This window comes from Variovorax sp. UC122_21, assembly GCF_044056785.1.
In the GTDB taxonomy this organism is placed as follows: domain Bacteria; phylum Pseudomonadota; class Gammaproteobacteria; order Burkholderiales; family Burkholderiaceae_C; genus Variovorax.
This window is the reverse complement of sequence record NZ_CP172004.1, coordinates 1,128,748-1,153,720: the sequence shown is the minus strand read 5'-3', so window position 1 is coordinate 1,153,720 and position 24,973 is coordinate 1,128,748. Positions and strand designations below refer to the sequence as shown.

Below are 24,973 nucleotides of genomic sequence, written 5' to 3'. Positions count from 1 at the left end.
GGCGACGGCGGCGGCGATCAGGGTCGGCGTGAAGACGGCACGCGGCCGAAGAACAGGTGTCATGGCGAGGAGGCGCGAAGGGGTGGAACGACCCGTGCGCGCGGGGCCTGGCGGGCCTGTGCGATGCGCAGCGGGGGCTGCGTTCGAATCTAGGAAAACGGGGCGCGCGGCGCGCCCCATAAAGATGGCGGTTGCTACGCGAGCGGCAGCCGCAGCACCACGCGCGTGCCGGGCTCGGCCTTCTCGATGCGCAGCTCGACGCCGGCCTGCGCGGCGCGCTGGCGCATCGAGCGCAGGCCGTTGCCGCGCGCCTCGCCGAGGCCGCAGCCGTCGTCGCGCAGCACGATCTCGATGGCATCGCCACCGACCGTCGTGCTGACCGCCGCGCTGACCGCGAGCACGCTCGCGCGTGCGTGCTGCAGCACGTTCGAGATCGCCTCCAGCAGCATGTACTGCAGGTGCCGCGTGGCCTCGTCGGAATCGCAGCGCCAGCGCGGCAGGTTCGCCACCGACCAGTCGAGCGCGAGCCCCGCGGCCTCGATGCGCGGCTGCAGCCGGAAGCGCATGCTCGCGAGCAGCGCGTTGGCGTCGCCGGCCGGCAGGTTGATGGCATCGATCGACAGCCGCAGCTGGTCGAGCGATTCGCGCAGGGTCTGCATCACCTCCGACTTGGTGGCCACGCCGCGCTCGAGCTGCAGCATGGCGGTGATCAGGTGCGCGCCGGCGCCGTCGTGCATGTCGCGCAGGATGCGCGCGCGCTCGGCCGCGACCGCGCTCGCATGCTCGAGCCGGCGCAGCTCGGCATGCTTGTCGGCCAGCTCGGCCTCGCGCAGGCGGATGCGGTCCTCGAGCGACAGGTGCAGCTGGCGCAGCTCCTCGCGCGTGCGCTGGAAACGGATGCCCACGATGGCGAGGATCGCGAGGCTCACCAGCACGGCCGCGAACTTGGTCCAGCCGGCCTCGTCGAAGCGCTCGACCAAAAGCCGCGCGATCACGCTGTCGCGCACCAGCGCGACCCAGCCCGCGACCAGGATCAGCAGCATCCAGGCGCGCTCGCCGGCCCGCTGGCGCCAGGTCTCCCAGCCCAGCCGCAGCGACAGCGCGAGCCAGCCGGCCACCAGCAGCAGGATCCAGCCGAGCACCCAGTTCTGCGTCTGCTGCAGCGTGCCGAGCGCCAGCGCCACCGGGCCCAGGCCCAGCACGCCCCAGACCAGCCATTGCTCGCGCCGCGGCCGGCCGTGCCAGACCTCCCGGATCACGAGGTAGGTGGCGATGTGGCCGAGCCAGAACACCGCGAGCACCACCTTGAACCAGCTCGGCCAGGCGAGCAGGCCCTCCTCCCACCAGGTGGCGGCGATGCGCAGGCTCCACAGCGCCTCGCACAGCGCGGCCCAGCCGTAGACGGCCTCGCGCTGCTGCGCCCACAGCATCAAGCAGAACACCGCCACCAGCAGGCTGAACAGCGTGATCACGCGCGGCAGGGTGACGTGGCGCCGATTCGAGCGCGTCCCACTGCGGCTGCAGCAGGCGCTCGGCGCCCAGGCGCACCGGCGCGATGCCGGCGCGGCGCGAGGGATCGGCGCGCACCGCGATCTCGAGCAGGTTCTCGCCGTCGCGCAGCAGCGAGGGCGGCACGCGCAGCCACAGCGGGCGGCGGTTCGACCAGCCGTCGTTGATCTGCTCGAGCTTGCCGGCGGCCGCGATCACCTGGCCGTTGAGCTTCACGCGGTAGGCGTTGCCGATGCGGCTGACGAGCAGCGCCTGCGGCTCGTCGGCATGGCCCGCGGGCGCGGCGAAGCGGATGCGCAGCTGGGCCCAGCCGACGGCGCGCGGCCAGTGGGCGTCCCAATGCAGCGGCAGCGTGACCTCGGCCGGCGGCGGCGAGGCGCGGCCGACGAAGCGCACCTGCAGTTCGCCGCGGTCGAGCGCGAGCACCTCGCTGGCGGCTCCTGCCGCGGCGGGCGCCAGCAGCACAGCCACCAGCGCGAGAGCGGCGAGCAGCAGGCGGCGCATCAGCCCAGCATGCGCCCCAGCAGCCCCATGCGGCTGGCCTCGAACACGGCCTCGCCGCGCGAATGCACCGCGAGCTTGCTGTAGAGGTTCTTGATGTGGCCCTGCACCGTGTGCTTGGTCACGCCCTGCAGGCGCGCGATCTCGCCGTACGAATAGCCGCGCGAGATCAGCTCCAGCACCTCGGTCTCGCGCGGGGTCAGCATCATGGCGGCGGCCGGGTCGGGCGCGGCCGATGCGGCGGGCCTGGCATCGCCGCCGCGCACGTGCAGCAGCAGCTTGCGCGCGATCATCGGCGAGATCGGCGAGGCACCGTGCTTGATGTCGACGATCACCTGGGCGATGTCGGCCGGCGAGGAATCCTTCTGGATGTAGCCCACCGCGCCCGCGCGCACGCAGTCGAGCACCGTGTCCTCGTCGCCGAAGACCGAGACCACCAGCACCTCGCAGGCCGGCTGGCTGCGCACCACCTGGCGCAGCAGCTCGAGCGCATGGCCGTCGGGCAGCGCGAGGTCGGTCAGCAGGATGTCGGCCTGGTGGCTGTCGAACCAGGCCACGGCCTCGGCCATCAGGCCCAGCGAGGCGACCAGCTCGAGCTCGGGATGGGCGGCGATGCAGGCCTCGAAGAAGTGCCGGACCTCGGCATCGTCCTCGAGCAATGCGACGCGCCAGCGCAGCGCGGAGGAGGAAGCGGCGGGGATGGCGGCGGCGTCGGGCATGGCGGTGGCGCCGAGCTTAGTCGGCGCCGCGCGCTTCGCGCCCCCCATTTTCATGGGGTGACCGGGGCGCGTTTCCAGTTTCAGGGCGCCTCGGTGCCGCGGTCGGGCGAGGAACCGCTGCGCACCACGCGCTGGTCGTCGTTGAGCACCGCGGTGAACACCATCGGCGAGTTGGGCGGCTGCAGCCAGCGCCATTCCCATTCGTACTCGCGGCGCAGCGGATAGGGCGTGACCTTGGCGGGCTTGCCGAGCATCTTGCGCAGGTCCTCCATCGCCATGCCGTTGGTCACGCGCGCGAAGTTCTCGGGCGTGAGCACCTGGCGCAGCGCGCTCATCTTTCCGTCGGCGCCGATGGTGACCATGTAGTTCTTCTGGCCCTGGGGCTGGCGGTTGTACTCGAACACCCGGCCGCCGGGCGCGTCCCAGACGTTCTCGGGTTCGCCGAAGCGCGCGCGCACGTCGGCCTCGGTCGATACGCCCTCCTCGAGCTGCTCGATGCGCTGCGAATCGCAGCCCGCAAAGAGGGCCGCCACCGCCGCCAGCCACACGGCCGCCACCCCGATCCGCCAGACTCGTACCTGCCCCATGCCGTCCCCCGGTAAAATTCGCGCCCACAAAGGTTCAGTCTATGTCCATCTTCCGCCGCCCCCACTACACCTCCGAGATCACCAGCTTCATCGACGAGATGAAAACCAAGAAGCCGACGCTCGAGGCGGAACAGCGCGCGGGCCGCGCCCTGCTCTGGGACAAGCACCTCGACCGCGGCCTGCTCGAGGAATACGCGGAAGCCCGCGTGCCGCAGCAGCCCTACGTCTACCAGACCCAGGCCAAGTAGGAAGATGATGCCGATGCGGCATCCGTCGCCCGCCAATGCTGGGCACGGCGCTACCTTTTCGATAGCGCCTGCCCGATGAGCGGACCGCGCGACGAGGACAGCGACACGCTGGTCGTGGCCATGCCCGAGGTGGTCGACCAGGTCGCGCTCGCCCGGCTCTACGGCGAGCCGCTGTTCGCGATGCCGAAGGACCTGTACATCCCGCCCGAGGCGCTGCAGGTCTTCCTCGAGGCCTTCGAGGGCCCGCTGGACCTGCTGCTGTACCTGATCCGCAAGCAGAACTTCAACATCCTCGACATCCCGATGGCCGCGCTGACGCGGCAGTACCTGAGCTACGTCGACGAGATCCGCCAGACCAACCTCGAGCTCGCGGCGGAATACCTGCTGATGGCCGCGATGCTGATCGAGATCAAGTCGCGCATGCTGCTGCCGCCCAAGAAGGCGGCCGAGGGCGAGGAAGCCGAGGACCCGCGCGCCGAGCTCGTGCGCCGGCTGCTCGAGTACGAGCAGACCAAGCTGCAGGCCGCCTCGCTCAACGCGATGCCGACCTACGGGCGCGACTTCTGGCGCGCCCAGGTCTACATCGAGCAGTCGCTCAAGCCGCGCTTCCCCGAGGTGGGGGTGGTCGACCTGCGCGATGCCTGGGCCGACATCATGAAGCGCGCCAAGCTCGTGCAGCACCACAAGATCTCGCGCGAGGAACTCAGCGTGCGCGAGCACATGAGCATCGTGCTGCGCCACCTGCAGGGGCAGCGCTTCGTGGAGTTCGAGAAGCTGTTCGACATCTCGCGCGGCGCGCCGGTGATGGTCGTGACCTTCATCGCGATGCTCGAGCTGGCCAAGGAAACCCTGATCGAGATCACGCAGGCCGAGGCCTTCGCGCCGATCTACGTGCGGCTGGCCTACTCCCCGGCCTGAAGTCCCATGCGGCCCACCTCCTTCGCGCGCCGCCCGGCGGCGCGGCACCTCCCTCTCACCCTGCCGTCGGGCCGGACCGGTGCGCTGCCGCACCACCGATCCTGACCCTCGCCCCTTCCCGCGCGCCATGGCCTCCTCCCTCGATTTCGACGTCCTCATCGTCGGCAGCGGCCTCGCCGGGCTCTCCGCGGCCCTGCTGCTGGCGCCCACGCACCGCGTGGCAGTGCTGACCAAGCGCGCGCTGGCCGACGGCTCCAGCGGCTGGGCCCAGGGCGGCATCGCGGCGGTGCTGGCCGCGGGCGACAGCTTCGACGCCCATGTCGACGACACGCTGGTGGCCGGCGCCGGCCTGTGCGATCCGGCCGCCACGCGCTTCGTGGTCGAGCACGCGCCCGAGGCCATCGGCTGGCTGCGCGAGCTCGGCGTGCCCTTCTCCGAGGAGGACGGCGACCTGCACCTCACGCGCGAGGGCGGCCACAGCCAGCGCCGCATCGTGCACGTGACCGACGCCACGGGCGCGGCCGTGCAGCAGGTGCTGATCGAGCGCGTGCGCCGCACGCCCAACGTCACGCTGTTCGAGCACCACACGCTGGTCGACCTGGTCGCCGGCGAACGGCTCGGTGCGCCCGAGGCGGGCTGCGCGGGCCTCTACGCGCTCGACGACGCCAGCGGCGAGGTGCTGGCCTTCCGCGCGCCGCACACCATCCTGGCCACGGGCGGCGCGGGCAAGGTCTACCTCTACACCACCAACCCCGACACCGCCACCGGCGACGGCATCGCCGCCGCCTGGCGCGCGGGCTGCCGCGTGTCGAACATGGAGTTCATCCAGTTCCACCCGACCTGCCTCTACCACCCGCATGCCAAGTCCTTCCTGATCAGCGAGGCGGTGCGCGGCGAAGGCGGGCTGCTGAAACTGCCTGAATCGGCGGGAGGCACCCGCTTCATGCCGCGGCACGACGAGCGCGCCGAACTCGCGCCGCGCGACGTGGTGGCGCGCGCGATCGACTTCGAGATGAAGAAGCACGGCCTGGACTGCGTGCACCTCGACATCTCGCACCAGAGCCCGGATTTCCTGCGCGCGCATTTCCCGAACATCCTCGCGCGCTGCGCCGAGCTCGGCATCGACATCACGCGCGAGCCGATCCCGGTGGTGCCGGCGGCCCACTACACCTGCGGCGGCGTGGTGACCGACCTGGCCGGCCGCACCGACCTGCCGGGCCTCTACGCGATCGGCGAGACCGCCTGCACCGGGCTGCACGGCGCGAACCGGCTGGCCAGCAATTCGCTGGTGGAGTGCATGGTGTTCGCGCGCGCGGCCGCCGCGGCCATCGGCGCCGCGCCGGCACGCGAGGCGGTGGCGCTGCCGGCCTGGGACGCGAGCCAGGTGACCGATGCCGACGAGGCGGTGGTGATCTCGCACAACTGGGACGAGCTGCGCCGCTTCATGTGGGACTACGTGGGCATCGTGCGCACCAACAAGCGCCTGGAGCGCGCGAGCCACCGCATCGCGCTGCTGCAGGCCGAGATCCACGAGTTCTACGCCAACTTCCACGTCACGCGCGACCTGCTCGAACTGCGCAACCTGGTGCAGGTGGCCGAGCTGATCGTGCGTTCCGCGCAGGCTCGCCACGAGAGCCGGGGCCTGCATTTCAGCCGCGACTACCCTTCGCTCGCCGAGCCCACCGCGCCCACGGTGCTGGTGCCGGCCGACCGATAGACCCACCCGTTCCCGCTTTCTTCAACCCCAGGATGCCCGGCCACCGACGCCCGCAGGGAGAAACCCAACCATGTCCAACGCCTCCACCCCGAACGAGGCCACCGCCGCCACGCCCTACGGCACGCTGCCGCCGGCCTCGCAGCCCGCCACGCGCAAGCCGCTGAGCCTGCCGAGGCTGGCCGAGCTGCATGCGCGCGGCGAGAAGATCGCGATGCTCACGGCCTACGACGCCACCTTCGCCGCCGTGGCCGATGCCGCGGGCGTCGAATGCCTGCTGGTCGGCGATTCGCTCGGCATGGTCTGCCAGGGCCTCTCGAGCACGGTCGGCGTCACGCTCGAGACCATGCGCCACCACACCGACAGCGTCTCGCGCGGGCTGCGCCGCGTGCAGGGCACGGCCTGGCTGATCGCCGACCTGCCCTTCGGCAGCTACCAGGAATCGCGCGAACAGGCGCTGCGCAGCGCCACCGTGCTGATGCAGGCCGGCGCCCACATGGTGAAGCTCGAGGGCGGCGGCTGGACCACCGAGACGGTGCGCTTCCTGGTCGAGCGCGGCATCCCGGTGTGCGCGCACCTGGGCCTGACGCCGCAGACCGTGCATGCGCTCGGCGGCTACCGCGTGCAGGGCAAGGGCGACGCCGCCGCGGCCCGGCTGCGCGAGGAGGCCCAGGCGCTGCAGGACGCGGGCGCCGCGATGCTGGTGCTCGAGATGGTGCCGGCCGCGCTGGCCGCCGCGCTCACGGCCGAACTCACGCGCTGCGCCACCATCGGCATCGGGGCCGGCCGCGGCACCGCGGGCCAGGTGCTCGTGCTGCACGACATGCTGGGCCTGAACCTGGGCCGCATGCCGAAGTTCGTGCGCAACTTCATGGACGGCGCCGGCGGCATCCCGCAGGCGCTCGCGGCCTATGTGCGCGCCGTCAAGGACGGCAGCTTTCCCGACGACCGGCTGCACGCCTGGTAAGCCCCTCTTCGTTTTTTCCATCGTTCCAAGGAGGACTTCCTCATGTTCATCGCCCGCACCATCCCCGAACTGCGCGACCACCTGGCGCGCTTCGAGCGCCCCGCCTTCGTGCCGACCATGGGCAACCTGCACGACGGCCACATCGCGCTGGTCACGCAGGCGAAGCCGCTGGGCGACGCCACCGTCGCGAGCATCTTCGTGAACCGGCTGCAGTTCCTGCCGCACGAGGACTTCGACACCTATCCGCGCACCTGGGACAGCGACTGCGCCAAGCTCGAGGCCGCCGGCTGCGACGTGCTGTTCGCGCCCGACGAGAAGGCGCTCTATCCCGAGCCCCAGACCTGCAAGGTGCATCCCGACCCGGCGCTGGCCGACATCCTCGAGGGCCACTTCCGGCCCGGCTTCTTCGTCGGCGTGTGCACCGTGGTGATGAAGCTGTTCAGCTGCGTGCAGCCGCGCGTGGCGGTGTTCGGCAAGAAGGACTACCAGCAGCTGATGATGATCCGCCACCTGGTGCGGCAGTTCGCGCTTCCGATCGAGGTCGTGGGCGGCGAGACCCGCCGCGCCGACGACGGCCTCGCGCTCTCCTCGCGCAACGGCTACCTCAGCGAGGGCGAGCGCGCCGAGGCGGTGCAGCTCTCGCGCGCGCTCAAGGAGATCGCCGAGGCCGTGCGCGGCGGCGGCGAACTCGCGGCGATCGAGGGACGCGCGATGCAGGCGCTGGCGCAGCGCGGCTGGCAGCCCGACTACCTGACGGTGCGGCGACGCCTCGACCTGCAGCCGCCGGCCGCGCTCGACGGCGCCGAGCCGCTGGTGGCGCTCGCGGCCGCGCGCCTGGGCAGCACGCGGCTGATCGACAACCTCGAGATCGAGCCCTGGGCGGCAAAGCCATGAGCGCCGCGCCGGGCCGCCCCAAGCAAGCTCGCACCGCAGTGCGAAGCACGAAGGTGTTTCTATGAGCTACAGCGTCAAGGAGATCTTCTACACGCTGCAGGGCGAAGGCGGCCAGGCCGGCATGCCGGCCGTGTTCTGCCGCTTCGCGGGCTGCAACCTCTGGAGCGGCCGCGAGGCCGACCGCGCCAGTGCCGTCTGCCGTTTCTGCGACACCGATTTCGTCGGCACCGACGGCACGCTGGGCGGCAAGTTCAAGGAGGCGGATGCGCTGGCCGACACCATCGCCGCGCAGTGGCCCGCCGACGACGCCGGCCACCGCCTCGTGGTGCTGACCGGCGGCGAGCCGCTGCTGCAGGTCGACGCCGCGCTGATCGACGCGCTGCATGCGCGCGGCTTCCGCATCGCCGTCGAGAGCAACGGCACCGTGGTCGCGCCCGAGGGCATCGACTGGCTCTGCATCAGCCCCAAGGCCGGCGCGCCCTGGGTGCAGCGGCGCGGTCAGGAGCTCAAGCTGGTGTGGCCGCAGGAGGGCATCGACCTCGACGCCATGGCGCGCAGCGGCGAGTTCGCGCACCGCTTCCTGCAACCCATGGACGGCCCGCGGCAGGCCGCCCACACCGCGCTGTGCATCGACGCCTGCCTGCGCCAGCCACTGTGGCGCCTCAGCGTGCAGACCCACAAGTTCACCGGTATCCGCTGATGCGCTGATGCCCGCTTTCCCGTTGTTCCGTTCCCCATGCGATTCACGATCAGCCAACGCTTCTTCTTCGACGCCGCCCACACCCTGAAACGCGAGATCGAGGCCGAAGGCAGCCGCCGCATCCACGGCCACACCTACCACGCCGAGGTCTGGCTCGCGGGCGAGCGCGATCCCGCGACCGGCATGGTGATCGACCTGGGCCTGCTGCGGCGACGGCTCGAGGCGGTGCGCGAGCAGCTCGACCACCGGCTGCTCGACGAGGTGCCGGGGCTGCATCCGCCCACGCTGGAGAACCTGTGCCTGTTCATCGCCGAGGCGCTGGGCGAACTTCAGGCTTCGCTGGCGCGCGTGCGGGTGTGGCGCGAGGCGTTGGGCGACTCCTGCACGCTGGAGTTCTGACTCAGCGCTCCCGCGCGGCGCCGTGACCGACCGCATCCGCAAGCCCGAGGGCCATGGATGAGAACCGCTGCGCAAGAAAAGCCGGACGACGAAGCCGGTTTGATACAACGGCGGTCGCACCTTTTTTTACAACACGATCCAGGGAGGATTGCAGCTTGAAACCCCATTCGACCTCACGCCGCTTCGCGGCCATCGCCGGCGTCACGGCCGCGCTCCTGCTCGCCGCGGGCTGCGCCCAGACGCAGGCCCCGCCCGCTGCCGCGGGCGCCGGGCACGAACAATCTGCTGATCGGCGCCGTGGCCTGGAAGCAGACCGCGGCCGAGTACCGCGCGCTCTATCACCAGGGCTTCAACGTGGCGCGCATGCACGTGGAGGCGGCGCTGCAGAAGCGCCGCCCGGGCGACAAGCCGCTGGCGGTGGTGACCGACATGGACGACACGATCCTGCTGCCGCTGGCCTACTGGGGCTACCTGATCAACGAGGGCCAGGACTTCTTCGACGATCCGAAGTGGGACGCGTGGATCCCGAAGAACCAGATCGTGCCCTCGCCCGGCTCGCAGGAGTTCCTGCGCTTCTGCCGGGAGAACGGCGTGGAGGTGTTCTACGTGACCAGCCGCGAACAGGGCGAGCGCACCTACGAGTACGCGATGGAACACCTCAAGGTGCTGGGCGCGCCCTATGCCGACAAGGAGCACCTGACCGTGCTGCGCGACAGCAGCAACAAGCAGCCGCGGCAGGAGCAGATCGCGCAGCAGTTCGACGTGGTGGTCTACCTCGGCGACAACCTCAACGACTTCCGGCGCAAGTACTACGTGAAGAACGTGGACCAGCGGATGCAGGCGATGGAAGCCGACCGCGAGCAGTTCGGCCGCAAGTACGTGCTGTTCCCGAACCCGACCGACGGCCACTGGATGGCCGCGATCTTCGGCGACTCGGAGCCGCCGGCGAGCGACGCCAACCGCGAGCTGTTCAGGAAGGCCGCGACCCGCTCCGCGTGGGACGGGCGCTGAGGGACTTCGTCAGGCCGCGCCGATCCCCGCCACCAGGCTGCCCGGCGCGATGCCGTTCTTCAGCCCGGCCGTGAAGGCCAGCATGCGGTCGATCGGCACGCGCGCGCGCAGGCCCAGCGCCGGGTCGACGTGGATCTCGCCGGCGCCGGTCTCGAGCGCGTTCGCGAGGTCGGCCAGCCCGTTCATCGCCATCCACGGGCAATGCGCGCAGCTCTTGCAGGTGGCGCCGTTGCCGGCCGTGGGGGCCTCGATGAAGGTCTTGCCGGGGTTGAGCGCGCGCAGCTTGTGCAGCATGCCGTTGTCGGTCGCGACGATGAACTCGGTCGCGTCGAGCTGGCGCGCGGCGTTGAGGATCGCCGAGGTCGAGCCCACGGCATCGGCCAGCGCGATCACCTCGGCCGAGGACTCGGGATGCACCAGCACCTTGGCGCGCGGATGGGCCTGCTTGAGCAGCTCGAGCTCGAGCGCCTTGAACTCGTCGTGCACGATGCAGGCGCCGTTCCAGCTCACCATGTCGGCGCCGGTCTGGCGCTGGATGTAGTCGCCGAGGTGGCGGTCGGGGCCCCAGAGGATCTTGCGGCCCTGCGCATGCAGCGCGCCCACCACGTCGAGCGCGCAGCTCGAGGTGACGAGCCAGTCGGCACGCGCCTTCACGGCGGCGCTGGTGTTGGCGTAGACGACCACGGTGCGGTCGGGATGGGCGTCGCAGAAGGCGCTGAACTCGTCGACCGGGCAGCCCAGGTCGAGCGAGCAGTTGGCGTCGAGGTCGGGCATCAGCACCCGCTTCTCGGGCGATAGGATCTTGGCGGTCTCGCCCATGAAGCGCACGCCCGACACCACCAGCGTGCCGGCCGCATGGTCGCGGCCGAAGCGCGCCATCTCGAGCGAATCGCTGACGATGCCGCCGGTTTCCTCGGCCAGGTCCTGCAGGTCGGGTGGACGTAGAAGTGCGACACCATGACCGCGTTGCGCTCGCGCAGCAGGCGGCGGATGCGCTCCTTGAGCGCCTCGCGCTCGGTGGGCGTGGGCTCGGGCGGCACGCGGGCCCAGGCGCGGCGGGTGTCGCAGACGCTCCCTTCGGCAGGCTGTTCGTACTCGACATCGATGACGGAGGAAGCCATGCGCGCGTCTTTCTCAGCGGTCCTGGAAGCGCATCGAGAAATCGATGGCCTTGACGTCCTTGGTCAGCGCGCCGACCGAGATCCGGTCGACGCCGGTCTCGGCCAGCTCGCGCAGGCCGTCGAGCGTGACGCCGCCGAGATCTCGAGCACCGCACGGCCTTCGCCCGCGGCGTCGTTGATGCGCACCGCCTCGCGCAGGGTCGGCAGGTCCATGTTGTCGAGCAGCACCATGCGCGCGCCGGCGTCGAGCGCCTCCTGCAGCTGCGCCAGGGTCTCGACCTCGATCTCGACGAAGTCGGCGCGCTCGGCCACGGGGGCCACGGCGCGCAGCGCGGCGGCCACGCCACCGGCCGCGGCGATGTGGTTTTCCTTGATCAGCACGGCGTCGTACAGGCCGATGCGGTGGTTGAGGCCGCCGCCGGTGCGCACCGCGTACTTCTGCGCCAGGCGCAGCCCCGGCAGGGTCTTGCGGGTGTCGACGATGCGCGCGCGCGTGCCCTCGACGATGTCGCTGTAGAGCGCGGCCTTGGTCGCCACGGCGCTCAGCAGTTGCAGGAAGTTGAGCGCGGTGCGCTCGGCGGTCAGCAGCGCGCGGGCCGGGCCTTCCATCTCGAGCACGACCTGGTTCGGCTCGCAGCGCCCGCCCTCGGCGCAGCGCCAGTCGATGCGCACCTGCGGATCGAGCTGCGCCAGCGTGGCCTCGACCCAGGGCGCGCCGCACAGCACGGCCGGCTCGCGCACCAGCACGCGCGCGTGGGCGCGGCGGCCGGCATCGACCAGGGAGGCGGTGAGGTCGCCGTCGGCGACGTCCTCCTGCAGTGCGCGGGCCGCATCGGCCTGGGCCAGCGCGGCGATGGCCGGCGCGGAGAAATCGAAACGGGAACGCATGAGGCAGCTTGTTCTTCCGGATGTTGTTATGGGGGCCGCCTTCAGGGCGGCGGCCGGACCGATTCGGGCACCGGGTCGCGCCCGGTCAGCGCGGCCACGGCATCGGCCGGGCTCACGCGGCCGTCGAGCAGCGCGACCACGCCCTCGGCGATGGGCATTTCCACGCCCAGCCCGCGCGCGCGCTGCACCACGGTGCGGGCGCAGTAGACGCCCTCGGCCACATGGCCGAGCGAATCGACCGCCTGCGCCAGGGTGCGGCCCTGAGCCAGCAGCAGGCCGACCTTGCGATTGCGCGACAGGTCGCCGGTGGCGGTCAGCACCAGGTCGCCCAGGCCCGACAGGCCCATGAAGGTGTCGGTGCGGGCGCCGAGCGCGATGCCGAAGCGGGTCATCTCGGCCAGGCCGCGCGTGATCAGCGCGGCGCGTGCGTTGAGGCCCAGCGCGAGGCCGTCGCACAGGCCGGTGGCGATGGCCAGCACGTTCTTGACCGCGCCGCCGACCTCGACGCCGACGATGTCGTCGTTGGCATAGACGCGCAGCGCGGGGCCATGGAAGGCATCGACCAGCGCGTCGCGCACGGCGGCATGCGGGCTGGCGGCGACCAGTGCGGTGGGGCGGCCCTCGGCCACTTCCTGCGCGAAGCTCGGGCCGCTGAGCACGCCGGCCAGCAGATCGGGCGCGACCTGCGCGCGGATCTCGTGGGCCAGCAGGCCGAAGGAGGAAGCGGTGGTGTTCGCGGCCTGCGCGGGCTCGACGCCCTTGCAGAGCCAGGCGACCGGCACGCGGGTGCCGCTGTCGCGCAGGGTCTCGAGCTGCAGGCGCAGCGCGGCCATGGGCGTGGCCACGATGACCAGGTCGGCGCCGGCCTGCGCCTGGCCGATGCCGCCCGCGCGCACCGAGAGCGAGGCCGGCAGTGCCAGCCCCGGCAGGTAGCGGGTGTTCTCGCGGGCCCGGGAGATGGTGTCGGCCTGGGCCGCGTCGCGGGCCCACAGCGTGACCTCGTGGCGGGCGGCCGCATTGACGGCCACCGCCGTGCCCCAGGCGCCGGCGCCATGAACGCAGATCTTCATCGGCGTCGCGGCGTTGCGTGCCGTCAGGCTTACTGCGTGATGATGGGCGAAGGCTGGCCGGCGGCCTGTGCCTGCTGCTGCTCGTACATGGCCTGGAAGTTGATCTCGGCCAGGTGCACGGGCGGGAAGCCGCCGCGCTGGATCACGTCGGCCACGTTGCCGCGCAGGTAGGGGTAGACGATCTGCGGGCAGGCGATGCCGAGGATCGGGCCCATCTGGTCTTCGGGCAGGTTGCGGATCTCGAAGATGCCGGCCTGCTTGGCTTCGACCAGGAACACGGTCTTGTCGCCGATCTTGGTCTGCACGGTGGCGGACACCGACACCTCGAAGATGCCGTCGGCCACGGGCTGGGCGTCCACGCCGAGCTGGATGTCGACGGTGGGCTGTTCCTGTTCCAGCAGGATCGCGGGCGAGTTGGGTTGTTCGAGCGACAGGTCCTTGAGGTAGACGCGCTGGATCTGGAACACGGGATCTTGGGCTTGCTGGTCGGCCATGGCTGAACTTTCGAGGGTCAAAACAAGGCCCGCCGGGGGATGGTTTCCCGCGGCGGGCCGCAGATGGGTGAACGGGCGATTATCGCCCGGCGATGTGACGGCTACGGACCGGCGGTCGGCCGGGCTCGGATCAGGCCGCCTGGCCCTGCAGCAGCGGCACCAGGCCGCCGCGGCTGTCGAGCGCCATCAGGTCGTCGCAACCGCCCACGTGGGTGTCGCCGATGAAGATCTGCGGCACCGTGCGGCGCTGGGTGATCTCCATCATGGCCATGCGCGCCTGGGGATCGCTGTCGATGCGGATCTCCTCGATCTGTTCGACGCCCTTGGACTTGAGGATCTGCTTGGCGCGTGTGCAGTAGGGGCACACGGCGGTGGTGTACATCTTGACGGCTTGCATGGTTCGTATCTCGGTGGGGTTCAGGCCTTTTCAACCGGCAGATTAGCCGCTTTCCACGCCTTGAGCCCGCCGGACACCGCTTGGGCCTGCTCGTAACCCAGCTTCTTGGCCGCGGCCACCGCGCGCTGCGCGCGCGAGCCGTTCTCGCACACCAGCAGCAGCGGCACGTTCTTGTTCTTGACCGTGGAGGCCAGCTTTTCCTCGAGCTGGGCCAGCGGCACATTCTTGGCGCCGATCATGTGGCCGGCGGCGAATTCCTCGGGATCGCGCAGGTCGACCAGCACCGCGCGCTCGCGGTTGATGAGGTGCACCGCCGCGTCGGCCGTCAGCGTGCCGCCCCCCGCGCCGCGAATCAGCGGCCAGGCCAGCATGGCGCCCGAGCTGAGCACGATCAGGACCAGCATCCAGTTCGCGGTGACGAATTCGATCAATTTCACGGAGGTTCCTTGGAGAGAGGCAAACCCGGGATTTTAGAATGTCGGGTTTACAAAGCGCTGCCAAAGGCCTCCGACATGCACAAACTGGTACTGATCCGCCACGGCGAATCGACCTGGAACCTCGAAAACCGCTTCACCGGCTGGACCGACGTCGACCTGACCGAGACCGGCGTCGAGCAGGCCAAGCAGGCAGGCCGGCTGCTGAAGGCCGAGGGCTACGACTTCGACGTGGCCTACACCAGCGTGCTCAAGCGCGCCACGCGCACCCTGTGGCACACGCTCGACGAGCTCGACCGCACCTGGCTGCCGGTGGTGCATTCGTGGCGCCTCAACGAACGCCACTACGGCGGCCTGCAGGGCCTGAACAAGGCCGAAACGGCCAAGAAGTACGGCGACGAGCAGGTGCTGGTCTGGCGCCGCAGCTACAGCACGCCGCCGCCGCCGCTGGAAGCCGACGACCCGCGCAGCGAACGCAGCGACGTGCGCTACGCCAAGCTCTCGCCCGAACAGATCCCGCTGACCGAATGCCTGAAGGACACGGTGGCGCGCGTGCTGCCGTTCTGGAACGAGTCGATGGCCCCGGCCATCCGCACCGGCCGCCGCCTCGTGGTGGCGGCGCACGGCAACTCGATCCGCGCGCTGGTGAAGTACCTCGACGGCATCTCGGACGACGACATCGTCGGCCTGAACATCCCGAACGGCATTCCCCTGGTGTACGAGCTCGACGACGATCTCAAGCCGCTGCGGCACTACTATCTGGGCGATGCCGCCGCAGCCGAGAAAGCCGCCGCCGCGGTCGCCTCGCAAGGCAAAGGCTGAAGCCGAGCTGTAGAAAAACCGTGCCCGCCGCTCCACCCGTGGAACCCCGGCGGGCAATTTGTTTCCAAGCTGTGTATATTGGTTCGACAGCCGACAAGGACACTTACCCATGGGCCAGAAACTCAAGATCACCGGCTGGGTCGCCGCCGGCGCCGTTGCAGGCGTCCTGACCACCGCCTCGCTGCAGACCGTCGCGCGCGGCTCGCTCGCGCCCCTGCCGCTCGAGGAACTGCAGCAGCTCGCTGCCGTGTTCGGCATGGTCAAGAGCGACTACGTCGAACCGGTCGACGAGAAGAAGCTGATCTCCGACGCCATCTCCGGCATGGTCGCCGGGCTCGACCCGCATTCCCAGTACTTCGACAAGAAGTCGTTCAAGGAATTCAGGGAAGGCACCACCGGCCGCTTCGTCGGCGTGGGCATCGAGATCTCGCAGGAAGACGGCCTGATCAAGGTGGTCTCCCCGATCGAGGGCTCGCCCGCGTTCCGTGCCGGCCTCAAGCCCAATGACCTGATCACCAAGATCGACGACACCGCGGTGCGCGGCCTGTCGCTCAACGAGGCGGTCAAGCGCATGCGCGGCGAGGCGAACACCAAGGTGCTGCTGACCATCTTCCGCAAGGACGAGAGCCGCACCTTCCCGGTCACGATCACGCGCGAGGAAATCCGCACCCAATCGGTGCGCGGCAAGATGATCGAGCCGGGCTACGGCTGGATCCGCCTGTCGCAATTCCAGGAGCGCACGGTCGACGACTTCGTGAAGAAGATCGACGACCTGTACAAGGAAGACCCGAACCTCAAGGGCCTCGTGCTCGACCTGCGCAACGACCCGGGCGGCCTGCTCGACGCGGCCGTGGCGGTGTCGGCGGCCTTCCTGCCCGAGAACGCCACGGTGGTCACCACCGACGGCCAGCTCGCCGAGAGCAAGGCGGTCTACAAGGCGGCGCCCGAGTTCTACCAGCGCCGCTCCGGCAGCGACCCGCTGCGCAGCCTGCCGGCCGCGCTGAAGTCGGTGCCGCTGGTGGTGCTCGTGAACGAAGGCTCGGCCTCGGCCAGCGAGATCGTCGCGGGCGCGCTGCAGGACCACAAGCGCGCCACCATCATGGGCAGCCAGACCTTCGGCAAGGGCTCGGTGCAGACGGTGCGTCCGCTCGGCCCCGACACCGGCCTGAAGATCACCACCGCGCGCTACTACACCCCCAGCGGCACCTCGATCCAGGCCAAGGGCATCGTGCCGAACGTGCTGGTCGACGAGAGCGCCGAGGGCAGCCCCTTCGCCGCGCTGCGCATGCGCGAGGCCGACCTCGAGAAGCACCTGGCCAGCGGCCAGGGCCCCGAGGTGAAGGACCCCGAGCGCGAGAAGGCCCGCGACGAGGCCCGCAAGCGCCTCGAGGAAGAAGCCAAGAAGCCGCCGCAGGACCGCAAGGTGCCCGAATTCGGCTCCGACAAGGACTTCCCGCTGGTGCAGGCGCTCAACCGTCTCAAGGGCCAGCCGGTGCTGGTCAGCAAGACGCAGGTGATCGTCGACAACAAGGAAGAGAAGAAGGAGAACTGACCGGCCGGGGCTCGAGCCCCTTCCGGACGCTCCGACTTCGCATCCCACCGCAGGGGACCGGCCAGACCGGTCCCTTTTGCTTTCTCCCTCGCCATGAACGAAGACGACGACCTGCTGCGCTACTCGCGCCACATCCTGCTCGAGGAGTTCGGCATCGATGGCCAGGCGCGCGTGAGCGCCGGCCGGGTGCTGGTGATCGGCGCCGGCGGGCTGGGGTCGCCGGCCGTGCTCTACCTCGCGGCGGCGGGCGTGGGACGCATCGTGCTGGTCGACGACGACGAGGTCGACCTCACCAACCTGCAGCGCCAGGTCGCCCACACCGAGGCGCGCGTGGGCCAGCCCAAGGTGACGTCGGCGGCGCAGGCCATGCGCGACATCAACCCCGGCATCGCCATCGAGACCCACGTGCTGCGCCCCGACGCCGACCAGCTGTCGGCGCTGGTCGCCGCGGCCGACGTGGTGCTCGACTGCACCGACAACTTCGTGACGCGCCAGGCCGTCAACCGCGCCTGCGTGGCGCACGGCAAGCCGCTGGTGGCGGGCGCCGCGATCCGCTTCGACGGGCAGCTCAGCGTGTACGACGTGCGCGATCCGGCCTCGCCCTGCTATGCCTGCCTGTTCCCGCCCGACGCGGCCTTCGAGGAGACGCTGTGCGCGGTGCTCGGGGTGTTCGGACCGGTGGTCGGCACCATCGGCACCCTGCAGGCGCTCGAGGCGCTCAAGCTGCTCGCGGGCATCGGGCCGTCGCTCGCGGGCCGGCTGCTGATGTTCGACGGGCGCAGCGCCTCGTTCGACACCCTGCGCGTGGCGCGCGATCCGCACTGCGGCGTCTGCGCGGCGCATCGCGCCGCAGCCTAGCCCCGCTCGAGCTCCGGGCGGCTCAGGGCTGCTGTTTCGCGCCCTTGGCCCGTGCCGCCCCGTTGGCGGCGGCGCCGGCGGTCGGCTTGTTCGCCTGGGCCAGCATCGCCTTGCAGTCGGAATCCTCGCCGGGGCCGGTTTCGATGGTCGCGGCCAGTGCCAGCAGCGGATTGACGGCGCCCAGCGCCAGGGCCGCCAGTCCACGGCCTGCCAGCGGCCCGACCTGCAGCCCGCCCTTGGGATCGCCGAAGCTGCCGCTGACCACCAGCGGGGTGCGGATCGACAGCAGGCTCTTGCTCTTGGGCTCCTGGTGAACCACGAAGTCCAGCCCCTCGGTGGCGAAATTGGCCTGCCCCGTGGCCGTGAACAGCGCGTTGGTGGTGTCGACCATCAGCGTGCGGCCGGTCGCCAGCCCCTTGTTCACGTCGAAGGCCACGGCCGCGCAGCGCAACTCGACATCGCGGTCGCCGCGCAGCAGGAACTTGAGGATGTCGCCGCCCACGAGGGTCGCGAACACCGGCAGCAGGTTGCCGAACTGGCCGCGGCCGGCGAGCACCGCCACGTCGCCCGAGGCGCCGCCGAGCCAGTTGGCGACGGTGCTGCCCGAACCCGAGAGGTTGATGCGGCCGTCGAGCCGGCCCAGGCTGTTGCCGGTGGTCTCGAGCTTGGGGAACAGCCGCGCCAGCTGCATGCCGCGCACGTCGAGCGCGGCGCGGGATGTCGGCCGGATTCTTCGAGCCGTCGATGCGGATCGCGCCGCCCAGCTTGCCGCCGGCCACGCCTAGCAGCAACGGGTCGAGCGAGAGCACGCCGTCCTTGAGCTTGACCTGCACACTGCCGCTGTCGAGCGGGATGTCGCGCACGTTGCGGATGCTCTCGGCCGTGTACTTCACGTCGGCATTCATCGCGCGCAGCCGCTCGAAGTCCAGCGGCGCGGTCGGCAGCACCTTGCCGCCCGGCCGCTTGACCTGGGTCACGGTCGGCGGCGGCGCCACGCCTTCGACGGTGGCGGCGGTGCGCGCCGTCGGCGGCAGGCCGATCAGCGGGCCGAGGTCGTCCATGTCCATCACCTTGGAGCGCAGTTCGCCCGCGAGGTAGGGCACCTGGGTCGCCTGGTCGAAACGCATGTCGCCGCCGATGTCCGACAGGCCCAGCTTGCCCTGCAGCGCCTTGGCCTCCCACAGCGTGCCGCGCTTGCTCAGGTTGCCGCGCACCGCGTAGGGCGAGGTCTGCGGCAGCGCGATGCCCAGCAGCGGGAACAGCGCGCCCAGGGTCTGGCCGCGGATGTCGAACCTGGCGTCGATGCCGTCGAGGTCGGCGAGCGAACCCACGGTGCCGCTGGCCTTGAGCTTGGTCTGGCCCGCGGCCGCGTCGATTTCCAGCGGGAACGGCGGCGCGCCGGCCGCGTTGATCTGCATCACGTTGCCGGTGCGGCCCTGGGCCGTGAGCGGCTGGCCCTTGTAGCGGCCCTTGATGCGGTAGTGCACCGGCAGCGCGCCGCGCGCGGTGTCGTAGCTGACGTCGGCATGGATGTCCACGCCCAGGTGCTTGGCCAGGAAGTCGATGGCGCCGCCGTCGATCTCGATCGTGCCGATGGTGGGCGCGGTGCCGGCGTCGGAGGTGTCCTTGCCGAAGGCCCAGGTGCGCCGGCCGTCGGCTTCCATCTGCAGGCCTACCGTCGGCGAGGCGAGCACCAGCCGCGGGATGTCGATGCGGCGCGAGATCAGCGGCCACAGGCGGATGTCGAACTCCGCGCGATCGGCCTTCACGAGGTAGGGATCGCGCGCCCACGAGGGATTGGCGAACTCGATGCCATCGAACTTGACGGTGGCGCGGCGCCAGCCGAGGTCGACGTCAAGCCGGCGCGTGATCTCGAACTTGCGGCCGGTCTTCTCGCTCACGTAGCGGTTGAGCGGCTCGCGCAGCACGTCCCAGGGAAAGAACAGGACCACGGCCACCAGCACCACCAGCAGGGTGAGCAGCAGCGCGGCCAGCTTCTGCCACAGCGGGAAGCGGCGCGGGTGGGTGTTGTGGGTGTGATCCATCGCCATGTTTGCATGATGACCGCGTCGCACGCGCCGTCCAGGTCGGCGCAGGGCCGCAACCCGCGTGCGGCATCACCTACCTGCCGCGCGCAACGCCGACCACGGCCCTCGCCTGCGGCCGCGTCAGAACCCGCCTACAGTTGGGGAACACTGAACCCTGCATGATGCGCGGCAGGGAGGCCTCATTGTCCAGAGCCCGGTCCAGCCAGCGCCAGCCCTCGGCATGAGAGCGCCGGCCGCGCGGCACACATCATTCGGGCAACGTCGGAGGAAGCGCGGTTCGTCATGGATTCCAGATTGAAGACCTACATCGTCGAGGACAACCTCACGATCCGTGAAAACCTCATCGGCACCCTGGAAGAACTGGCGCGCACCGTGGTGGTCGGCTTCGCGGAGACCGAGGACCACGCGGTCGAATGGCTGCGCACGCATGCCGGCGAATGGAACCTGGCGGTGGTCGATCTCTTCCTCAAGCAGGGCAGCGGGCTGGGCGTGCTGCAGGCCTGCACCGAGCGGCACCCCGAACAGAAGGTGGTGGTGCTCAGCAACTATGCGACGCCCGACATCCGCAGGCGTTGTGCGCAGTTCGGCGTGGACGCGGTGTTCGACAAGTCCAACGAGATCGACGCGCTGGTCGACTTCTGCCTGCGCGCGGTGGCGCTGCAGCCACCGGGGCCGGGCTGAGGCCCGGCGCGAACGGTGGCTTTCTCAGTCGATCAGCTTGTTCTTGAGGGCGTAGTACGTGAGGTCGCTGTTGGAGGAGAGGTTCATCTTCTCCATCAGCCGCGTGCGGTAGGTGCTCACGGTCTTCACCGACAGCGACAGCGTCTTGGCGATGTCGCCCGCGGTCTCGCCCTTGGCCAGCTTCAGGAACACCTGGAACTCGCGCTCCGAGAGCTGCTCGTGCGGCGCGGCGTCGTCCTTGCGGTCGAGCTGGCGGGCCAGCAGTTCGGCCACGGCGGGGGTGATGTAGCGGCGGCCCAGCGCGATGGTGCGGATCGCGTTGACGATCTCCATCGGGTCGCATTCCTTGTTGAGGTAGCCGCTCGCGCCCTGCCGGATCAGGTTCATCGCGTAGTGTTCCTCGGGGTACCCGCTCAGGATCAGGATGCCGACGTCGGGCGCCTTGGCACGGATCATGGCGAGCGCGTCGATCCCGCTCTGGCCCGGCATCGACAGGTCCATCACCAGCACGTCGAGCTCGGTGGTGCGCACGAGCTCGATCGCCTCGCGACCGCTGGCGGCCTCGCCGGCCACGCGCAGATCCACGTGCTCGGAGAAGAACTGCCTGAGACCCGATCGCACGATGGCGTGGTCGTCCACAATTCCAATTTTGATCATCTGTTACTTTCGTCGTTGTGTTGCCGGTCCGCGGGCCGCAACATGCCGGTTCCCTGATCGTTGTCAATTATTCACGATCTTGTCTAGAAAGCGGACTCAATAGTTTCATGCGTTGGCTAGCCTTTCCCAAAATGGCCTTGAGCCTGCTGCTCGCCGCCCTGGCGGCGCTGGCGCTCGTCGGCATCAACGAGGCGGGCTATCGGCAGTCCAGTATCGCCCTGGCCGAGATCGATGCCGCCCAGAAGGTGCGCAGCGTGCTCAACCAGCTGCTGCAGAACATCCTCGATGCCGAAACGGGCCAGCGTGGCTTTCTGCTGACAGGGGAAGCCGCCTACCGGCAACCCTACGACAACGCCATCAAGGAGATCGACGGCAACCTGGCGAGCCTGCGCGAGCAGTATGCCGGCCGGCCGGCCGAGACGGCCCAGCTGGCCGAACTGTCCAAGCACGTGCTGCGCAAGGTCTCCGAGATGGACATGAGCGTGCGCCTGCGCTCGGACGGCAAGGAGGACGCCTGGAAGTTCGTCATCACCACCGACGTCGGCCGCGAGGAGATGGATTCGATCCGCGAGAAGGCCCGGGGCCTGGTGGAACTCAGCAACAAGACCCTGCACGACAGCCAGACCCAGGTGATGCTGTCGCTGCGGCTGGCGCGCTTCGGCACCAGCATCGTGGCGCTGGCGGCCCTGTTCGCCTTCTTCCTGTACCTGCGCCAGACGCATGTGCTGCGCTCGATCGGCGAGCGCCAGCAGGAGACGCTGCAGCGCGAGCGCAATGCCCTGGAAGACGAGGTGCGCGAGCGCACCACCTCGCTGGCCGAGCTGGCGACCCATCTGCAGGACGTGCGCGAGACCGAGCGCGGCTTCCTGGCGCGCGAGCTGCACGACGAACTGGGCTCGCTGCTGACCGCCGCCAAGCTCGACGTGGCACGGCTCAAGTCGCGGCTGGCCGATTCGCCCGACGCGATCCAGCGGCTGCAGCATCTGACCGAACTGCTCAACAGCGGCATCGCGCTCAAGCGCCGCATCATCGAGGACCTGCGCCCGTCCTCGCTGGCCAACCTGGGGCTGGTGGCCTCGCTCGAGATCCTCGGGCGCGAGTTCGGCGAGCGTTCGGGCATCCACGTCGACATGCAGCTGGAGGCGGTCAGCACCGACGAGTCGCGCCAGCTCACGATCTACCGGATGGTGCAGGAGAGCCTGACCAACATCGGCAAGTACGCCGAGGCCACCGAGGCCACGATCTCGATGAAGGACCACGACAGCCACGTGCTGGTCGAGGTGCTCGACAACGGCAAGGGCTTCGACGCCCAGAAGATGCGCCCGTCGACCCACGGCCTGGCCGGCATGCGCCATCGCGTGGAGGCGGCGCACGGCAAGCTCACGGTGGCGTCGACGCCCGGGCACGGCACGCGCATCACGGCGATGCTGCCGGTGGCCTGAGCCCGAACCCGGGGCGATGCACCGGCGCAATCGGTGCCGGAAAGCGCGCGATTTCCGAGGCAGCCGGCGAACTCGGCCATCTCCTACGCCCCGCCACCCCTGTCACTGACAGGTCCGCCAAGGGGCCGCCCTTAAGGTCTGTCCATGCCGTGATGCTCCGCTTCGGACACACGGCTTTTCCAACAACGAGGGCAGCCTCCAAGGAGTTCCGCATGTTGCACTATGCAGTGGTCTTTCTGGTCATCGCGCTGATCGCCGCCTTGTTCGGCTTCGGCGGCATCGCCGCCAGCGCCGTCGGCATCGCCAAGATCCTTTTCGTGATCTTCGCGGTACTCGCCATCGCGAGCTTCCTGGCCGGCTTGCTACGAAGCAAGTAGCGTCGGTACGATCCACAAGCTCTCGCAAACCATTCCCGGAAAGGACTTTTCATGAACACGACCAAGACCCCCCAGCAACTCGCCGACGATGCACGCCAGACCGCCAACGACGCTGTCGACACCACGCGTGCCTATGCACAGAACGCGGTGAATGCAGCGGGCGAAAAGGTTCGCGAGCTGCGCCGCGACGCGGGAACCGGCGGTCGAGCAACTGGCGGCGCGCGTGCAGCAGGCCGTGCAGCGCGGCCTCGATGCCGCCTCGACCACCAGCGCGCGCGCGCAGCGCCGCCTCGAGCAGGCTGCCGACGTGACCGGCCGCTACATCTCCGACCAGCCCGTGCGCTCGGTGCTGATCGCCGCCGCGGCCGGTGCCGCAATCACCGCACTGATCGTTCTGGCCAGCCGCCGTCGAGACGACTATTGATCGATTGAAGCATTCGGCCCGCTCCGCAGCACCATGCTTCATCCGATCTTTTCCACGGTGCTCGGGCACCCGGAGCTCATCGCCGAACACATCGCCAACTACGCGGCCCTGGTCCGGCAGGAGTCCGGTACCGCGGCCCGCGGGCTGATCGCCCGCATCGTCGCGGGCATCCTTGCCGCGGCCACCTTCGTGCTGGCGCTGGGCCTCACCGGCGTGGCGGTGCTGCTGGGTGTGCTGCACGGCAGTTTTCATTGGGTGCTGGTCGCGGTTCCCGGCGTGGCGCTGGTGATCGCCGCGATCTGCGCCTGGATCGCATCCCGTCCCTTCATCGCCCACGGGTTCGACGATCTGCGTGCGCAGGTCGACGCCGACCTGCAGGCCCTTCACGAAGCCGGAGGCCGCCATGGCCGGCACTGATCCCCGCGCCGTCCTGACACCGAAGGAACGGCTGGCGCTGTCGCGCCGCGCGCTGGTGCGCGAACTCAATGGCGGCCGCGAGCCCGAGCCGGAACCCCGTACGCCGCAGCAGGAACGCGCCCGGCGCGATGCCGAAGCGGCCTTCGCGCAGTCCGACCCCGACGATGCCGGCGCCGCCTTCGAAGGCCAGCGCGCGCACGATCCGGGCCCTGGCCGCGGCGGCAGCGCCCGCATCTGGGCCTCGGTCGCGCGCAGCATGGCCGAGCGCTGGTGGCGCCGCCATCCGGCGCACGCGGCGGGCCAGCTGGCGCGGCCACTGCTCGAGCGCTACGCGCGCAAGGAGCCGGCCAAGCTGATGGCGATCGCCGCGGCCACCGGCGCGGTGGTGGTGCTGGTCAGGCCCTGGCGGCTGCTGTCGGTGACGGCGGTGCTGGCGGCGGTGCTCAAGACTTCCGACCTGGCCGACATCGTGAACACGCTCATGCAGCAGAAAACAACTCCCCCACGAAAGGATCCTCCATGAAAGCCAATGCCTCCACCCCGGCGACGGACCACCAGCACCTGGTGCTGGACCAGAAGGGCCTCGACGCCGCGGCCCACAGCCTCGACGACGGCGCCGTCACTCCGGCCTACGGTCCGTGGCGCGACGACATCGTCAAGCTCTTGAACGACGCGCTCGCCACCGAGCTGGTCTGCGTGCTGCGCTACAAGCGCCATTACTTCACCGCCAACGGCGTGGAATCGCCGGCCATCGCCGACGAATTCCTGGTGCACGCCAACGAGGAGTCGGCCCACGCCGACCGCATTGCCGAACGCATCGTGCAGCTCGGTGGCGAACCCGACTTCGCGCCCGACCACCTGCGCGAACGCAGCCACGCCGGCTACGACGAATCGACCGACCTGCAGGCCATGGTGCGCGCCAACCTCGTGGCCGAACGCATCGCGGTCGAGTCGTACCGCCAGATGATCAACCTGATCGGCGACAAGGACCCGACCACCCGCCGCATGCTCGAGGACATCCTGTCGGATGAGGAAGAGCATGCCGACGAACTGAAGGACTGGCTGGGTCACTGACCCGCAGCCGCCCAACAGAAAGCCCGGCATGCCGGGCTTTCTTCATTGGG

28 protein-coding genes and 3 pseudogenes are annotated in these 24,973 nt (G+C 70.0%); 19 read left to right on the top strand and 12 right to left on the bottom strand.

All coding sequences use genetic code 11. The annotated features are described in order from the left end of the window. Positions 1-194 precede the first annotated feature (194 nt). On the bottom strand, positions 195-1,472 hold the full coding sequence (locus ACHMXE_RS17815) for a sensor histidine kinase (protein ID WP_395350393.1): 1,278 nt from the start codon (positions 1,470-1,472) through the stop codon (positions 195-197). Here ACHMXE_RS17815 and ACHMXE_RS17810 point away from each other — a divergent pair. After that, positions 1,465-2,097, top strand: a complete 633-nt coding sequence (locus ACHMXE_RS17810; RefSeq protein WP_395350392.1) for a hypothetical protein — start codon at positions 1,465-1,467, stop codon at positions 2,095-2,097. The genes ACHMXE_RS17815 and ACHMXE_RS17810 overlap by 8 nt on opposite strands. Here ACHMXE_RS17810 and ACHMXE_RS17805 read toward each other — a convergent pair. Then, the gene (locus ACHMXE_RS17805) at positions 2,013-2,783 is read right to left on the bottom strand and encodes a response regulator (RefSeq protein WP_395350391.1); all 771 of its coding nucleotides are present in this window, start codon (positions 2,781-2,783) and stop codon (positions 2,013-2,015) included. The two genes, ACHMXE_RS17810 and ACHMXE_RS17805, sit on opposite strands and share 85 nt — an antisense overlap. 26 nt (positions 2,784-2,809) lie before the next feature. Further along, positions 2,810-3,316, bottom strand: a complete 507-nt coding sequence (locus tag ACHMXE_RS17800; RefSeq protein ID WP_281077866.1) for an outer membrane protein assembly factor BamE — start codon at positions 3,314-3,316, stop codon at positions 2,810-2,812. A 41-nt stretch (positions 3,317-3,357) separates the two neighbouring features. On the opposite strand from ACHMXE_RS17800, the gene ACHMXE_RS17795 reads away from it, so the two are divergent. From ACHMXE_RS17795 to ACHMXE_RS17765, 7 genes are all read left to right on the top strand, one after another. Further along, positions 3,358-3,564, top strand: coding sequence for a DUF3460 family protein (locus ACHMXE_RS17795; protein WP_057597652.1), 207 nt, complete (start codon positions 3,358-3,360; stop codon positions 3,562-3,564). Between the two features lie 75 nt (positions 3,565-3,639). Further along, on the top strand, positions 3,640-4,482 hold the full coding sequence (locus ACHMXE_RS17790) for a ScpA family protein (RefSeq protein WP_203202601.1): 843 nt from the start codon (positions 3,640-3,642) through the stop codon (positions 4,480-4,482). Between the two features lie 127 nt (positions 4,483-4,609). Continuing rightward, positions 4,610-6,199, top strand: a complete 1,590-nt coding sequence (gene nadB, locus ACHMXE_RS17785) for an L-aspartate oxidase (protein ID WP_395350389.1) — start codon at positions 4,610-4,612, stop codon at positions 6,197-6,199. Between the two features lie 70 nt (positions 6,200-6,269). Continuing rightward, positions 6,270-7,163: a 3-methyl-2-oxobutanoate hydroxymethyltransferase gene (gene panB, locus ACHMXE_RS17780; RefSeq protein WP_395350388.1), complete on the top strand. Its 894-nt coding sequence runs from the start codon at positions 6,270-6,272 to the stop codon at positions 7,161-7,163. A 42-nt stretch (positions 7,164-7,205) separates the two neighbouring features. Then, positions 7,206-8,057, top strand: a complete 852-nt coding sequence (gene panC / locus ACHMXE_RS17775; RefSeq protein WP_395350387.1) for a pantoate--beta-alanine ligase — start codon at positions 7,206-7,208, stop codon at positions 8,055-8,057. 61 nt (positions 8,058-8,118) lie between these two features. Beyond that, positions 8,119-8,757 carry a 7-carboxy-7-deazaguanine synthase gene (gene queE / locus ACHMXE_RS17770; RefSeq protein ID WP_395350386.1) on the top strand — a complete coding sequence of 213 codons (639 nt, stop codon included), beginning with the start codon at positions 8,119-8,121 and terminating at the stop codon, positions 8,755-8,757. Between the two features lie 36 nt (positions 8,758-8,793). Beyond that, the gene (locus tag ACHMXE_RS17765; protein WP_208507614.1) at positions 8,794-9,156 is read left to right on the top strand and encodes a 6-carboxytetrahydropterin synthase; all 363 of its coding nucleotides are present in this window, start codon (positions 8,794-8,796) and stop codon (positions 9,154-9,156) included. Position 9,157: 1 nt separating this feature from the next. Here ACHMXE_RS17765 and ACHMXE_RS17760 read toward each other — a convergent pair whose 3' ends face one another. Continuing rightward, positions 9,158-9,361 (bottom strand): hypothetical protein, encoded by a 204-nt coding sequence (locus ACHMXE_RS17760; protein ID WP_395350384.1) that lies wholly within the window; start codon positions 9,359-9,361, stop codon positions 9,158-9,160. A gap of 92 nt (positions 9,362-9,453) precedes the next feature. Here ACHMXE_RS17760 and ACHMXE_RS17755 point away from each other — a divergent pair, with 92 nt between their 5' ends. Next, entirely contained in the window at positions 9,454-10,167 is a 714-nt protein-coding gene (locus ACHMXE_RS17755) for a 5'-nucleotidase, lipoprotein e(P4) family (RefSeq protein ID WP_395350383.1), read from the top strand. Between the two features lie 9 nt (positions 10,168-10,176). Here the strand turns inward: ACHMXE_RS17755 and nadA are convergent. The 6 genes and pseudogenes from nadA to ACHMXE_RS17725 form a co-directional block, all read right to left on the bottom strand. Beyond that, positions 10,177-11,288, bottom strand: a pseudogene (gene nadA, locus ACHMXE_RS17750) (quinolinate synthase NadA). Between the two features lie 13 nt (positions 11,289-11,301). Further along, positions 11,302-12,176: pseudogene (gene nadC, locus ACHMXE_RS17745) on the bottom strand (carboxylating nicotinate-nucleotide diphosphorylase). Positions 12,177-12,217: 41 nt separating this feature from the next. Further along, entirely contained in the window at positions 12,218-13,246 is a 1,029-nt protein-coding gene (locus tag ACHMXE_RS17740) for an NAD(P)H-dependent glycerol-3-phosphate dehydrogenase (RefSeq protein WP_395350381.1), read from the bottom strand. 29 nt (positions 13,247-13,275) lie between these two features. Continuing rightward, positions 13,276-13,740 (bottom strand): protein-export chaperone SecB, encoded by a 465-nt coding sequence (gene secB / locus ACHMXE_RS17735; protein WP_093340950.1) that lies wholly within the window; start codon positions 13,738-13,740, stop codon positions 13,276-13,278. Between the two features lie 130 nt (positions 13,741-13,870). Beyond that, positions 13,871-14,137 carry a glutaredoxin 3 gene (gene grxC / locus ACHMXE_RS17730; protein WP_057592036.1) on the bottom strand — a complete coding sequence of 89 codons (267 nt, stop codon included), beginning with the start codon at positions 14,135-14,137 and terminating at the stop codon, positions 13,871-13,873. Between the two features lie 20 nt (positions 14,138-14,157). After that, entirely contained in the window at positions 14,158-14,541 is a 384-nt protein-coding gene (locus ACHMXE_RS17725) for a rhodanese-like domain-containing protein (RefSeq protein WP_281077002.1), read from the bottom strand. Between the two features lie 108 nt (positions 14,542-14,649). On the opposite strand from ACHMXE_RS17725, the gene gpmA reads away from it, so the two are divergent. The 3 genes from gpmA to ACHMXE_RS17710 all read left to right on the top strand — a co-directional run bounded on the left by gpmA (position 14,650) and on the right by ACHMXE_RS17710 (position 17,803). Beyond that, entirely contained in the window at positions 14,650-15,393 is a 744-nt protein-coding gene (gpmA, locus tag ACHMXE_RS17720; RefSeq protein WP_093340953.1) for a 2,3-diphosphoglycerate-dependent phosphoglycerate mutase, read from the top strand. A 109-nt stretch (positions 15,394-15,502) separates the two neighbouring features. Continuing rightward, positions 15,503-16,945, top strand: coding sequence for a S41 family peptidase (locus ACHMXE_RS17715; protein WP_057592038.1), 1,443 nt, complete (start codon positions 15,503-15,505; stop codon positions 16,943-16,945). A 93-nt stretch (positions 16,946-17,038) separates the two neighbouring features. Further along, entirely contained in the window at positions 17,039-17,803 is a 765-nt protein-coding gene (locus ACHMXE_RS17710; RefSeq protein WP_395350380.1) for a HesA/MoeB/ThiF family protein, read from the top strand. 22 nt (positions 17,804-17,825) lie between these two features. Here ACHMXE_RS17710 and ACHMXE_RS17705 read toward each other — a convergent pair. Then, positions 17,826-19,848: pseudogene (locus ACHMXE_RS17705) on the bottom strand (AsmA family protein). A 285-nt stretch (positions 19,849-20,133) separates the two neighbouring features. On the opposite strand from ACHMXE_RS17705, the gene ACHMXE_RS17700 reads away from it, so the two are divergent. Next, positions 20,134-20,532 (top strand): response regulator, encoded by a 399-nt coding sequence (locus ACHMXE_RS17700; RefSeq protein ID WP_395350379.1) that lies wholly within the window; start codon positions 20,134-20,136, stop codon positions 20,530-20,532. Positions 20,533-20,556: 24 nt separating this feature from the next. On the opposite strand, the gene ACHMXE_RS17695 is transcribed toward ACHMXE_RS17700, so the two are convergent. Beyond that, a complete protein-coding gene (locus ACHMXE_RS17695) occupies positions 20,557-21,189 on the bottom strand; it encodes a response regulator transcription factor (RefSeq protein WP_057592041.1) in 633 nt (210 codons plus the stop codon). A gap of 131 nt (positions 21,190-21,320) precedes the next feature. Between ACHMXE_RS17695 and ACHMXE_RS17690 the strand changes: the two genes are divergently transcribed. The 6 genes from ACHMXE_RS17690 to ACHMXE_RS17665 all read left to right on the top strand — a co-directional run bounded on the left by ACHMXE_RS17690 (position 21,321) and on the right by ACHMXE_RS17665 (position 24,923). Next, complete coding sequence (locus tag ACHMXE_RS17690; protein WP_203202616.1) at positions 21,321-22,631, top strand: CHASE3 domain-containing protein; 1,311 nt, start codon at positions 21,321-21,323, stop codon at positions 22,629-22,631. Between the two features lie 212 nt (positions 22,632-22,843). Next, entirely contained in the window at positions 22,844-23,008 is a 165-nt protein-coding gene (locus tag ACHMXE_RS17685; protein ID WP_082321940.1) for a DUF1328 domain-containing protein, read from the top strand. A gap of 151 nt (positions 23,009-23,159) precedes the next feature. Further along, positions 23,160-23,432, top strand: coding sequence for a hypothetical protein (locus tag ACHMXE_RS17680; protein WP_395350378.1), 273 nt, complete (start codon positions 23,160-23,162; stop codon positions 23,430-23,432). Between the two features lie 33 nt (positions 23,433-23,465). Further along, positions 23,466-23,849 (top strand): hypothetical protein, encoded by a 384-nt coding sequence (locus ACHMXE_RS17675; protein ID WP_203202617.1) that lies wholly within the window; start codon positions 23,466-23,468, stop codon positions 23,847-23,849. After that, positions 23,836-24,372, top strand: coding sequence for a hypothetical protein (locus ACHMXE_RS17670; RefSeq protein WP_203202618.1), 537 nt, complete (start codon positions 23,836-23,838; stop codon positions 24,370-24,372). Before ACHMXE_RS17675 ends, ACHMXE_RS17670 begins: the two co-directional genes overlap by 14 nt. Beyond that, the gene (locus ACHMXE_RS17665; RefSeq protein WP_203202619.1) at positions 24,369-24,923 is read left to right on the top strand and encodes a bacterioferritin; all 555 of its coding nucleotides are present in this window, start codon (positions 24,369-24,371) and stop codon (positions 24,921-24,923) included. Before ACHMXE_RS17670 ends, ACHMXE_RS17665 begins: the two co-directional genes overlap by 4 nt. Positions 24,924-24,973: the final 50 nt, after the last annotated feature.